General features: G+C 45.4%; 10 protein-coding genes. 4 read left to right on the top strand and 6 right to left on the bottom strand.

The window, feature by feature from the left end; translation table 11 throughout:
* Positions 1–57 precede the first annotated feature (57 nt).
* From QVP94_RS02485 to QVP94_RS02495, 3 genes are all read left to right on the top strand, one after another.
* Complete coding sequence (locus QVP94_RS02485; RefSeq protein ID WP_005858107.1) at positions 58–993, top strand: alkaline phosphatase family protein; 936 nt, start codon at positions 58–60, stop codon at positions 991–993.
* An 11-nt stretch (positions 994–1,004) separates the two neighbouring features.
* Positions 1,005–1,925, top strand: a complete 921-nt coding sequence (locus QVP94_RS02490; protein ID WP_022191884.1) for an endonuclease/exonuclease/phosphatase family protein — start codon at positions 1,005–1,007, stop codon at positions 1,923–1,925.
* Between the two features lie 106 nt (positions 1,926–2,031).
* Entirely contained in the window at positions 2,032–3,609 is a 1,578-nt protein-coding gene (locus QVP94_RS02495; protein WP_022191885.1) for a hydroxymethylglutaryl-CoA lyase-like TIM-barrel protein, read from the top strand.
* A gap of 142 nt (positions 3,610–3,751) precedes the next feature.
* Here QVP94_RS02495 and rpiB read toward each other — a convergent pair whose 3' ends face one another.
* The 6 genes from rpiB to QVP94_RS02525 form a co-directional block, all read right to left on the bottom strand.
* Positions 3,752–4,183: a ribose 5-phosphate isomerase B gene (rpiB, locus tag QVP94_RS02500; protein WP_022191886.1), complete on the bottom strand. Its 432-nt coding sequence runs from the start codon at positions 4,181–4,183 to the stop codon at positions 3,752–3,754.
* Between the two features lie 2 nt (positions 4,184–4,185).
* Complete coding sequence (locus QVP94_RS02505; RefSeq protein WP_022191887.1) at positions 4,186–6,216, bottom strand: transketolase family protein; 2,031 nt, start codon at positions 6,214–6,216, stop codon at positions 4,186–4,188.
* A 180-nt stretch (positions 6,217–6,396) separates the two neighbouring features.
* A complete protein-coding gene (locus QVP94_RS02510; protein ID WP_008779607.1) occupies positions 6,397–7,089 on the bottom strand; it encodes an NUDIX hydrolase in 693 nt (230 codons plus the stop codon).
* A gap of 20 nt (positions 7,090–7,109) precedes the next feature.
* Positions 7,110–8,255, bottom strand: coding sequence for a galactokinase (galK, locus tag QVP94_RS02515; RefSeq protein WP_005858095.1), 1,146 nt, complete (start codon positions 8,253–8,255; stop codon positions 7,110–7,112).
* A gap of 107 nt (positions 8,256–8,362) precedes the next feature.
* Entirely contained in the window at positions 8,363–9,637 is a 1,275-nt protein-coding gene (locus tag QVP94_RS02520) for an MFS transporter (protein WP_005866353.1), read from the bottom strand.
* Positions 9,638–9,682: 45 nt separating this feature from the next.
* On the bottom strand, positions 9,683–10,759 hold the full coding sequence (locus QVP94_RS02525) for an aldose epimerase family protein (protein WP_005866355.1): 1,077 nt from the start codon (positions 10,757–10,759) through the stop codon (positions 9,683–9,685).
* Between the two features lie 225 nt (positions 10,760–10,984).
* Between QVP94_RS02525 and QVP94_RS02530 the strand changes: the two genes are divergently transcribed.
* Complete coding sequence (locus QVP94_RS02530) at positions 10,985–13,444, top strand: ShlB/FhaC/HecB family protein (protein WP_022191888.1); 2,460 nt, start codon at positions 10,985–10,987, stop codon at positions 13,442–13,444.
* Positions 13,445–13,473 lie beyond the last annotated feature (29 nt).

A 13,473-nucleotide genomic window follows, 5' to 3' on the forward strand; every position in this document is an offset into this window, starting at 1 on the left:
TTGTCTGACGGAATCTAAGATACTTCAATATTAATCATAAAAGAAAAACACGGTAAGATGAAAAAGCAAATCTTATTTATTTGTTGTGCGGTAATCGCATACTGCCTGAGCGCCTGTAATACGGCACCTCAGCAAGTGCCTTTGAAAGAGAAGAATCTGCCAAAGCATGTAATCTTGATTGGTTTCGACGGCTTGAGCGCCCATTGCTTGAATAATGGGGCGGATATGCCTACTTTCCGTAAGATGATGGCGGAAGGTGCTTCCACGTTAGAGAATCGTTCGATCCTGCCTTCGTCGAGTGCTTGTAATTGGGCTTCCATGTTTATGGGAGCAGGACCGGAGTTGCACGGATATACGGAGTGGGGATCTCGTACGCCGGAGCTTCCTTCCCGTGTCGTGAATAGCGACAACCGTTTCCCGAATATCTTCGGCATGTACCGGGATAAGGCTCCCGAGGCTGAGATTGGCTATATCTATGAGTGGGAAGGCATGAATTATCTGGTGGATACCTTGGCCATGAGCTTCCGTAAGCATGCCCCGATGTCGGCTGAGAACCCGAACGGATGTACCCCGGTAGCCGTTCAGTATATCAAGGAGAAGAAGCCGAACCTTTGCGCGATTATATACGATCAGCCGGATGGTACCGGACATGGCAAGGGATGGAGTTCCCCGGAGTATTTCGCCATGGTGAATCATTTGGACAGTTGCTTGACGCAAGTGATGGACGCCGTTCGTGAGGCGGGTATCATGGATGATACGGTGGTTATACTGACGGCCGACCACGGCGGTATCGAGACCGGTCACGGTGGCAAGACGATGAACGAGATGCAAACCCCGATCGTTTTCTATGGAAAGAACGTAAAGAAAGGCTTCAAGATCCCGGAGAGCACGATGGTATATGATATCGCCGGTACGATGGCTTACCTATTGGACGTACCGCAGCCGCAGGTGTGGATCGCCCGTCCGATATTATCAGCTTTCGAGGATAATTAAAAACATAGATCATGAAGAAAGTTATTTATTCTTTTATTTTTCTTTTTTGCGCCGTATTAACCTTACAGGCGGAGACAATGGTGGTTGCCACCTATAATTTGCGTAACGCCAACGGCGGCGATTCCACGAACGGTAACGGTTGGGGACAACGCTATCCCTACATCGCCCAGATCGTACAATTTCACGGGTTCGATATCTTTGGTACCCAAGAGGGCAAATATCCGCAATTGCAGGACTTGAGGCAAGCCATGCCCGGATATGATTATATCGGTGTGGGACGTGACGATGGTAAGCGGGCGGGAGAGCATTCGGCTATCTTTTACCGCACGGACAAGTTCGAGGTTTTGGAGCATGGCGATTTCTGGCTATCCGAGATCACCGACCGTCCGAATAAGGGCTGGGATGCCGTCCTTCCCCGTATCTGTACGTGGGGTGAGTTCCGGGATAAGCAAACCGGTTTCACTTTCTTGTTCTTCAACCTTCACATGGACCATGTAGGCGTACAGGCACGTGCCGAGAGCGCCAAGCTGATCTTGGAGAAGATCAAGGAGTTCCCCAAGAAACTTCCCGCTATCCTTACCGGCGATTTCAACGTGGACCAAACAAGTGAGTCCTATCAGTTGTTAGATGGTTCCGGTATCATGCGTGACTCTTATGAGATCGCAGATTTCCGCTATGCCCCGAATGGTACCTTCAACGGTTTCCATCCGGACCGCAAGACCGATAGCCGTATCGACCATCTTTTCTTGACCAAGGAGTTTGAGGTGAAGAAGTATGGAATCTTAACGGATACCTATCGCTCCGAGGTGAAAGAAAGCGCCCAGAAGGAGCAAAACGGTAATTTCCCGAAAGAGGTGTCATTGAGCAAATACGAGGCCCGCACTCCTTCCGACCACTTTCCCGTAATGATCGTTGTGGAAGTAAAAGACTGAGGTTTTAGAAAAATTGGTTATTATTAACCCCGTAATCTTTATCAAATTTGTTTAGATCCTGTTATATAATCAGAATATTGACTAAAATGATCTAAACAAATTTGGTATGATACGTAAATTATTGATTCGTGATTTGACTCTTCGCGATGGTCAGCAATCGGCATTCGCTACAAGAATGTCTCAAGCGCAAATAGACCGTGTACTTCCTTACTACAAAGACGCAGGCTTTTATGCCATGGAAGTATGGGGTGGGGCGGTTCCCGATTCCGTGATGCGTTATTTAGGTGAGAATCCGTGGGATCGTTTAGAGATCATCAAAGCGGAAATAGGTAATTCCTCAAAGCTATCCGCTCTTTCCCGTGGGCGTAATTTATTCGGTTATAATCCTTATCCCGACGAGATTATAGAAGGCTTTTGCCGGAACTCGATTCGTTCCGGTATCGATATCATGCGTATTTTCGATGCTTTGAACGACGTGGATAACGTGAAATCCACGATCCGTTATGTGAAGAAATTCGGGGGAAAGGCCGACTGTGCCATCTGTTATACGATAGATCCTCACCATTCCCCGGTAGAACGTATAAAAGCCGCCTTGCATGGACGGCCCTTGCATAAGCCTGTTTTTACGAATGAGTATTTCTTAAACAAGGCCCTTCAACTGGAGTCGCTGGGCGCAGATATGATCACCCTGAAGGATATGAGTGGTTTGATACCTCCGGCTCGTACGGCGGAATTGGTGCGATTGTTCAAGAAGAGCTTGAAAGTACCGGTGGATTTTCATACGCATTGTACGCCCGGTTACGGATTGGCGTCGGTCGTATCCGCCATTATCAATGGGGTGGATATCGTTGATACGAATATATGGAACTTCGCCGGAGGACCAGCCGCTCCCGCCGTGGAGCTGGTCTATATCTTCTGCAAGAAATTGGGTATCGAGCTGGATCTTGATATGGATGCGATCGCTAAGATCAACAAGGAATTATTGACGATCCGCAAGGAACTTTCCGCATTCAATACCGCTAAGAAATTCCCGAGACCCTTTAATCCCGTAGAGGATAGTTTCCCCGCCGAGATCGACCGCTTCTTCAACGATGCCATCGAGGCCGCTCGGAAAGATAAGGAGGACGATTTGCTGCTTTATTGCCGTGCGATCGAGGAGTATTTTGATTTCCCCGAGCCGAACGAGTTGGTGAAAAAAGCGCAGATCCCGGGAGGTATGTACACAAATATGGTTGCCCAGTTGAAGCAATTAGGGCAGATCGACTTGTTGGAGAAGGCGATGTCGCTCATTCCGCAAGTACGGATGGATGCCGGCTTGCCTCCGTTGGTGACGCCTACGAGCCAGATTATCGGGGCGCAAGCGGTTTCCTGTGCGCTGGATGAGCTGAAAGGCCGCCCGATGTATAGTAATCCTTCCAACCAGTTTATCGCCTTGGTAAAAGGAGAGTATGGCAAGACGCCGATTCCGGTAGATCCGGCGTTCCGGTTGAAAATCACCGGCGTACAAAATGAGGTGCCTTACGACGGTTCCCATTACGTGATGCAAGAGAATCCTGTATTGGAGGATTTGGATGTGTTATTGGCTGAGAATGAGAAAGAAATACTGTTGCTGGAGTTATTCCCGACGGTAGCCCGTACATTTTTAACTAAATGGAAAGAACAAAAAGCGAGATCGAATGTTTAATAGTAGAAAGTCTTCAAATTTGGCATCCGTCATCTATTATATGTACGTTGCCGTTTAAACGGTGATACGAAAAGGCTCTCCGAATGGTAAGCGAACCATGGGAGAGCCTTCTTTATTTTATAAAGTGACTTTTTCGCGGACTTTACAAAGGGATCTTGTCTATACGACGTTGGTGGCGACCACCCTCAAAAGGTGTATCCAAGAATATCTCAACGATTTTCTTAGCCTCTTCCTTGCTGATAAAACGACCGGGCATTGATAACACGTTCGCGTCGTTATGCTCACGTGCCAGTTTTGCGATATCCTCTTGCCAGCATAAGGCGGCACGGACACCCCGATGTTTGTTCAAGGTCATACTAATGCCATTCCCTGTACCGCAGACAGCTATTCCCGGATAAACCTCGCCAGCTTCTACGGCCTTGCCCATCAGATGGGCGAAATCCGGATAATCGCAACTGTCAGAGAAATAAGTTCCAAAATCTTTATAAGACAATCCCCTTTCATCGAGGATTGTCTTTATATATTCTTTTAACTCAAAACCAGCGTGATCGCTACACAAACCTACTATACCCATCTTTATGCTAATAATTCTTTTACTTGGTTATAAACGTTCTTAGCCGTGAAACCTAATTTCTCGTCCAATACTTTGTAAGGGGCGGAGAAACCGAAGGATTCAAGTCCCCATACCTTGCCGTTAGGACCTACCAACCCTTCCAGATTAACCGGAAGACCAGCGGTTAAGCCGAAAATCTTGCTTCCTGCGGGAAGAATGGATTCTTGGTACTCTTTGCTTTGTGAACGGAATAGACCTTCGGAAGGTACGGAAACGATACGAACCTTTATGCCATCGGCACGAAGCAGGGCGGCGCCCTCGACCAAAGTCGATACCTCGGAACCGGAAGCCAAAAGAATTACATCCGCATTAGCGTCTTCATTGACGATATAGGCACCCTTTTCCGCTTGCAAAGCCTCTTGATAGCGGTTTTCCTTAGCGGGAAGATCTGTGATATTCTGACGAGAAAGAATCAATGCGGTAGGAGTGTAAACGTTCTCCATCGCTAGTTTCCATGCGACTGTTGTCTCCACAACGTCTGCCGGACGAAGTACCAACATGGAGTTGTGTCCCTTATGATTCTTCAATTTCTCTAATAAACGAACTTGAGCTTCTTGCTCTACCGGCTCGTGCGTAGGTCCGTCTTCTCCAACACGGAAAGCGTCGTGTGTCCAGATGAACTTAACGGGCTGCTCCATCAATGCGGCCATACGTAACGCAGGCTTCATGTAATCGGAGAATACGAAGAAAGTACCGCAAGCGGCGATCACGCCACCATGTAAAGACATACCGATACAGATACAAGCCATAGAAAGCTCGGCTACACCCGCTTGGAAGAAAGCTCCGCTAAAGTCGCCTTTCACGAAAGCATGAGTCTTTTTCAAGAAGCCGTCTGTCTTATCGGAATTGGAAAGGTCGGCGGAAGCTACGATCATGTTTTCTACATGGGTAGCAAGCACACCTAATACGGTAGCGGAAGCGGCACGGGTCGCTTGGTTCGCTTTCTGCTCGATTGCGGCCCAGTCGATTTTAGGAGCCTTACCGGAGAACCATTGCTCCATCTTAGCCGCTAAGTCCGGGTGAGCTTTCGCCCAGACGTCTCTCACGGCGTAACGCTCGGCGACGATTACTTCCAGTTCTTTCGCACGTTTGGCATATAATTCGGCTACCTCAGGAAGGATTGCGAACGGATGTTCCGGATCGCCTCCTAGGTTCTTGATCGTATCTGCGATGGAAGCTCCTGCCGCGGATAAAGGTTGTCCGTGAGTAGATACCTTATTCTCGTAACAGCTGTTATCAGCGCCGACAGCACCTTTCCCCATAACGGTGTTACCGATGATCAAAGTCGGTTTGGAGATCTCTGCCTTAGCCTCTTTTAAAGCCTTGCGGATCTCGTTTACGTCGTTACCGTTTATTTGAATGACTTTCCAGCCCCAAGCCTCGTATTTCATGGCTACGTTCTCCGCGTCGACGTCTTCTACCTTGGTAGATAGCTGTACGTTGTTAGCGTCGTAGAACATGATCAAGTTGTCCAGTCCTAAAGTTCCGGCGATACGTCCGGCACCTTGGGAGATTTCCTCTTGGATACCTCCATCGGAAATATATGCGTAAATAGTCTGGTTCATTACTTCCTCACCCAGACGTGCTTTCAAGAATTTAGCTGCGATAGCCGCACCTACCGCATAAGTATGTCCTTGTCCCAACGGGCCGGACGTATTTTCGATACCACGCATAACGTCTACCTCAGGATGTCCCGGAGTAACGCTTCCCCATTGGCGGAACTGTTGAAGTTCATCCAATGTGAATTTGCCGCTTAAAGCCAGTACGGAATAAAGCATCGGAGACATATGCCCCGGGTCAAGGAAGAAACGATCGCGTCCTTCCCATTTGGGATTCTTGGGATCGTATATTAAGAACTCTGAGAACAGTACGTTAACAAAGTCTGCACCACCCATAGCGCCACCCGGGTGCCCGGAGTTCGCTTTCTCCACCATTGACGCAGCCAGTATACGGATGTTATCAGCTGCTTTGTTCATTACTTGAATATCGTTCATTTTATCAGATGAATTATTTATTTGACTGCAAAGATAATCAAACTCTTTGTAAGAGCCGTTATATCAATCAAACAATTCCTTTTCGGTAAAGGTTCCTATCTTCTTATATTTTTGATAAATTGAGAGATATTTAAGATAGCCCGCTGAGCGCCTTATTCTTGCGGGTATACATCATTCGGATTAGAGCGAGAAGTCAAAACCCTGTTCAACCCATTTGTTGTATTTTTTCTCGTTGAATTTGTAGAGGAAAGCTCCTCGTTTAGAACTTTTCTTGTCTTTGATATCCAGTTTTTCCAGAATATCCATGGCGTTTAGCTTTTTGCGGAAGTTTCGTTTGTCTAAAAGGGTTTGGTAGATGGCCTCATACAATGTCTGTAGTTGGGGCAAGGTAAATTGCTCGGGAAGCAAATTGAAACCGATAGGGCGGCTTGCCGCTTTCTTTTTAAGGACGGACAACGTATCGTTTATCATTTGGTTATGGTCGAAAATCAAGTCGGGAAGCTCGGATATCTTGGTCCAAGTAGCGTTATGGCTTTCCAAGATCTCGGGACTAAAATCATTCATATTCACCAAGGAATAGTAAGCTACGGAGATAACCCGCTCCCCTAGGTCACGCGATACATCTCCGTAAGCCCCTATTTGTTCCATAAAAAGATGCTCGATGCCCGTGCAATCGGTTAATACCCGTGATGCTGCTTCATCCACGCTTTCCCCGGATTTCACGAAGCCTCCCATAAGAGACCACTGTCCTTTCATCGGCTCGAACGAACGTTTGTATAATAAAACATTCAACTCCTTATTGTTAAACCCTAGAATGATACAATCTACGGCAACATAGAATTTTACTTCGTCTTGATAAAAAGCTGCTGACATCGTTTTATGGATTTTAAAGATTAACAGAGCTTGCGTGCTCCGTCGCTGATTACTACATTATATAATTTAGGTTCACGGCCAAACTTCTCTTTATAAGCGGAGAAGGCTTTCTTCACGAAATCGTCGTACAACTCATCCTTAACCAAGTTGATCGTACAACCGCCGAATCCTCCACCCATGACACGAGAACCCGTTACACCACATTCCTTGGCGATATCGTTCAAGAAATCCAGTTCCTCGCAGCTAACTTCATAAAGCTTGCTCATACCTTGATGCGTGCCGTACATCTTTTCGCCGACAGTCTCATAGTCGCCTTTCTCCAAAGCGGCACATACGTCGAGTACACGTTGGATTTCCTCGATAACATATTCGGCACGCATGTAATCCTCTGCGCTGACATCCGCTTTTACCTCGTTCAGCATCTCCATCGTAGCGTCACGTAAGAACTCTACTTCCGGATGGTTGCGGCGAATGGCGGCTACCACGTTCTCGCAGGATTTACGGCGTTTGTTGTAGGCTGAGGATGCCAACTCATGCTTAACGACCGAATCCAATAACACGAGTTTGTAACCAACCGGATTAAACGGATAATATTTATATTCCAAAGAACGGCAATCCAAGCGGATCAAACTTCCGGCCTTGCCGAATACGGAAGCGAATTGGTCCATGATACCGCAATTCACGCCACAATAATTATGTTCTGTAGCTTGACCGATCTTAGCCAACTCGAATTTATCGATATTCAATGAGAATAAGTCATTCAATGCGAAAGCATAAGTACTTTCCAATGCGGCGGAAGAAGACATTCCAGCGCCCAGAGGTACGTCTCCAGCGAATACGGTATCGAAACCTTGGATATTACCACCTCGTTTAATAATCTCCCGGCATACGCCAAAGATATATCTTGCCCAGCTTGCGGAAGGAGCGTCCTCCTCGGTCAAGCCAAATTCAGCGTAATCATTTAAGTCGATGGAGAACGCCCGGACTTTACCCGTCCCATTCGGTTTGATCTCGGCGATCATCCCTTTATCTACAGCACCCGGAAAAACGAAACCTCCATTATAATCAGTGTGTTCACCGATCAAGTTAATACGTCCCGGGGATGTGTATAAGCTACCTTCGGTATTAAATAACTCTTTAAATTTAGTTCTGATTTTTTGTTGCATGATACTTAATTTGATTAAGGTAAATAATTGAATAAACAAGAAGAAATTACCCATTCAGATAACTCTGCCGGATAATTTCTTCTTTATCATATTATGTCCTGTCCTTATTATTCAACAGGAATGTCTTTGTTTACGTTCTTGCTACCGATCAAAGCGTAATATAGCAAATATGCCAATCCTAGGAATACCACCCAGAAGCTAGTAATGAAACCGCCAGCGTCGGCTACAGCTCCTTGGATCAACGGAAGAATACCTCCACCGCAAACCATTACCATGAAGATACCGGAAGCGGCTGCCGTATATTTACCTAAACCTTCTACTGCCAAGTTGAAGATACCACCCCACATGATGGAAGTACATAAACCACAAAGAGCCATGAACATGATTCCAACCGGAACCTCAACCATACCGAAAGAGATATCAGACAAGAATACAGGCATACTAACTTTTGTCGTAGCAGGGGCGAAGATAGCGATCAAGATAAAGATCATACCTACCGTGGCGGCTGATGACAACATCGCCTTACTAGAGATCTTAGCTCCGAAAGAGGCACCGAACAGACGTCCGATCATCATCAAGAACCAATATGTACCCACGATAGAACCGGCTACTGTAGGATCGATACCGATCTCAGGAGAAGTAGCGAACAAGTTCATGAAGTTAGGAATACCTACTTCAACACCCACATACAAGAAGATTGCGATGGCACCTAAAATGAAGTGACGGAAAGAAAGTGCGCTGTGCTTGTCCGGAGTCTTGGCTTCATTTTCCTTAACCATATGCGGTTCCGGAATTTGCATGCAGAACAATACGATAAATACGATGGCAAAGATACCCATAGCCAAGAACAATGCCGGGTTAGCGTCACTGATCTGAGCCTTAGCAGCGTCACCGATCAAATAACCAACCAATACCGGAACGATCGTAGCGCCGATAGAGTTCACGGAACCGGCAACCTGAATTAATTGGTTACCTTTGTTTCCACCACCACCTAGCGTGTTCAACATCGGGTTTACTACGGTATTCAACATACACATAGAGAAACCGGACACGAAAGCACCTGTCAAATAAACAGCGTAGCTACCAGCCACACCGGAAAGATAAGAAATACCTACACCACAGAAACCTACGATGATCGCTAACAAAGCGGTTTTCTTGTAACCGATCTTCTGCAATAACATACCGGCCGGAATACCCATGAAGGCATAGGCGATAAAGTTAGCCGCGTTACCCAGCTGCGACATGAAGTTGCTGGCAGCGAACTGGTTCTTAACGATGATACCGAATGGGTTCTGTAGACCCGTCACGAAAGATATCATGAAGAAGAGAGCCACCATCATGATAATAGGCAATGTGTAATTCTTTTTTGCTGTTGATTCCATTTCTTTTTTGTTGTTTTAGATTATTAGATTACTTAAATTATTCTCTTATTCTACACTGAATTTATAAATAGTAGTACTTTGGAAAACCTCGCCCGGGCGGAGTTCCGTTGTCGGATATTCCGGTTTGTTGGGGCTATCGGGGAAATGCTGGGTTTCCAGACATAAAGCGGCCCGTTCCGGGTAGCGTTGTCCGTTCTTACCTTCGAAATTCCCAGTCATCCAGTTACCTGTGTATAATTGCACGCCCGGTTGAGTCGTATAAGTTTCCATTACGATACCGGTCTTGGGGGAGGAGCAGCGAGCGCAGTAAGAAAGTTCGTTGTCCTCTTTATTTAATATGTACGTGTGGTCATATCCCTTACCGAATATAAGCTGTTCGAAATTGTCATTGATTCGTTCGCCTACCTCATGAGGAGTCCGGAAGTCCATCGGTGTACCTTCTACCTTCTCTTTAGGTCCGTACGGGATTGCCGTATTGTCTGTAGGCAGGTAATAGTCGGCGTTGATCGTGAGGATATGGTCTCCTATATAAGGGTCTCCCGCACCGGATAGGTTAAAATAAGAATGATTGGTTAGATTCAAGACCGTAGGTTTGTCCGTAGAGGCTTGATAGGAGATAACGACCTCATTCTCATTTGTCAGATGATAAGTTACGGTTGTCTTTAGTTCTCCGGGGAAACCTTCCTCACCATCGGCGGAGGTATATTTCAACTCAATGGTTTGCTCGTCTATTTGTTTGGCGTCCCATACGACCGCATTGAATCCCTTGATTCCGCCATGCAAGCTATTGGGGCCATTATTTATGGCTAATTTGTCATAAGTAATACCGTCGATCGTGAATTTTCCAGCGGCGATACGATTTCCATAACGACCGCAAATGGCACCGAAATAAGGTTCTTCTGATGTTAAGTACTCTTCAATCGAATTATGGCCAGTAACGACATCGGTCATTTTTCCGTTCTTATCCGGAACCATCAGTGAGACGATTTTCGCTCCATAATTCGTGATCGCTAGCTCTGCTCCAACCTTGTTACACAGGGTATAAAGCGCCGTTTCTTTCCCGTCAATTTGCTTGCTGAAGTTAGCAACAGACAAGCCCGACAGTGTATTTATGTTCTTCATGCGTATCAATATTATTGAAATTGCGTGTAAAAGTAACTTTCTTCTTTGTATTTATAACCTTTCTGAATAATGTTTTATAGCATGATTTTAGATTTGTCTACCAAAAATATATAATTATCGCTTGTTTATACGTCAAGTCCTTGATTCTTCTCTTAGGCTAAAAAAACAAAACAACTCTTGTCTTACCCCTGTTATTAGTAAAACAGAGATAGAAAGAAATTGTCCATGCGGTCGTCCTATAAATATATCATACTCATACTCTTTGTGCTTATGCCCGGCTTGCTTTATTCCCAATCTCAAGATTGGGTACGTAAGTCCATTTATCCGCAAGCGGATAGTGGTAAAAGCAAGATCTATAATTGGATGTGGGGGAGGCATTATCGTCACCTTTATACGATCCCGATCAGGGTTTCTTCGGCTACGATAGAAACGTTGGGGGGTGGGATGGACATCGTCGGGCAAGCGGAAGGGTTTCACGGATTATTGTTGGAGAATAAGCGTAAGCAATTGTATTTACTAAAGCCCTTGGGTGGCTCTACGAGTTTCTTGGAGTCGAAGTTTTTCCGGGAAATATATAATAAGACTGATTTTAAGAATACATATTTGGATGAGTTCTTAGGAGATGCTTATACGATTATCAATCCCTATACCTTTTTGGTCGCAGATTATTTAGCGAAGTCCGCGGGATTGAGTTTTTCTCCCTCCCGTATTTACTATATTCCTTCCCACATACGGAAAGACACAGTTGCGGACGGCAGCGATATACAAGATAGGCTGGTCAATCTAATCAATGTTCCGGATATTAATTTAAGGTCTAATTTGTATACCACGGAAGACTTTCTAGACAGCCTTCAAGTGAGTAAAAACTATATGGCGGATCAAAATCTATACATTCGGGAACGTATTTTCGATATGTGGACCGGAGATTGGAATAAGATGAACGAAAACTGGGAGTGGCAGTCACATACCGTCAATGATAGCGTAATTTATACCCCGATCGTGATCGATAGGAATCATGCTTTCACGAAGGTGGACGGAGTATTGTTCAAGCAAATGTTGAAGATGTTATCGTTGGATTTTATCTGTAATTATGATAGCCTGATTTTAAAAGATACAAAGAAAATCAATAAGCTAGCTTTTGCGCTGGATATGGCGGTAGCAGGCCGCAGTGATGAGTCGGTTTGGATACGCCAAGCCCAAGAAATTCGGAGACAGATGACCGACTCTTTGATCGATAGCGCTTTTACTTATTTGCCGGAAGGTGTAAAACATGATGAGATAGAACTGATTAAACGAAAGTTGAAACGAAGGAGGCTAGAGTTGGAAGCGGTTGCCAGTCAATATTATCTCTTATTGCAACGTACGCCAGTGGTTGCCGGAACCAATCAATCCGATTATTTCTTGATCGAGCGGCAAGCGCCGGACCGGACTGTTTTACGGATTTATGATCCCGAGACCGGAGACTGTAGGTTGGAACAACAATTCTCCGGCAAGGAAACCAAGGAACTGTGGTTATATGGGCTTGCGGGAAACGATACGTTTGAAGTGAAGGGAAATACACGGAAAGATTTTCCGATATACTTGATCTCCGGAGAGGGGGAGAACCAATACCAATTGAATCATAACCGGAAAATACATGTCTATGATAAAGATTATAAATATGATTACCAGAAGATAAAATACCATAAGATATCTTTTACCCCGTGGGGAATATATGATTCGGATAAAGGTATTAGTTTGGGTACGTTCTTTACATATACGATGTATGGCTTTAAACGAGCCCCATTCACCTATCAGCATCGGATCGGGTATAATTATTTGAAAGGGTTCATGTATGCAGGTATCTTCCCTAATTATGACGGCCGGAGACGTTTATACCTAAATGCCTCCATCTCTTCACCCCGTAACTTCGAGAACTTCTTCGGATTTGGAAATAATACGGCGGGCTATAAAGAGGAGAAAAAGAATTATAACCGGGTGAAGCTCCGGACGTATATGTTTAATCCATCCTTCGAGATGGATTTGAGGAAAGAAGAGGTGATGACATTCTTTGGCTCTTTGGATATGTACAAGGCTAAACGTACGGATGATCGATATATTTATACGGTTTATGGAGAAGATCATCCTATTTTCCGCACGAATTATTTCGTAGGTCTTGGTGCTACTTACCGGATAACGAAACAGCCTTATTCGTGGCTTCCCCTATTGGAAACCGAATGGACGGCCGGATGGAAAATGAATTTGAAAAAGCCGGAACGCAATTTCCCCTATGCGCAGGGAAGCCTTTCATGGAACGTACGGTTCTCGGATCGTTTTACTTGGGCCTCCTTGATGAAGGGAACGGTATTATTCGATAATGACTATGAGTTCTATCAAGCCGCCACGATTGATTTAAGGGGATTCCGTGAGAACCGTTTTATCGGAAAGCAATCCTTTTACCAATACTCGGATTTACGCTTGGACATGGGAAAACTAAAGAATCCGTTCACTCCCTTAAAATATGGTCTATTCGCGGGCTTTGATTATGGTAGGGTCTGGTTTCCCGGTGAGCGCTCCCATAGTTGGCATACTTCCTATGGTGGCGGGATTTGGCTTACTTTCTTGAATAAGTTCACCACTAAATATTCTTGGTTCGGCTCGACGGATAGTTTCCGGTTCGCCTTTGAGTTGGGGCTTGGGTTTTGATATAGCCTCAAACTTACACGGGACTGATG

Origin of the sequence: Parabacteroides sp. CAG:2 (genome assembly GCF_000436315.1) — a bacterium.
Lineage (GTDB): Bacteria > Bacteroidota > Bacteroidia > Bacteroidales > Tannerellaceae > Parabacteroides > Parabacteroides distasonis.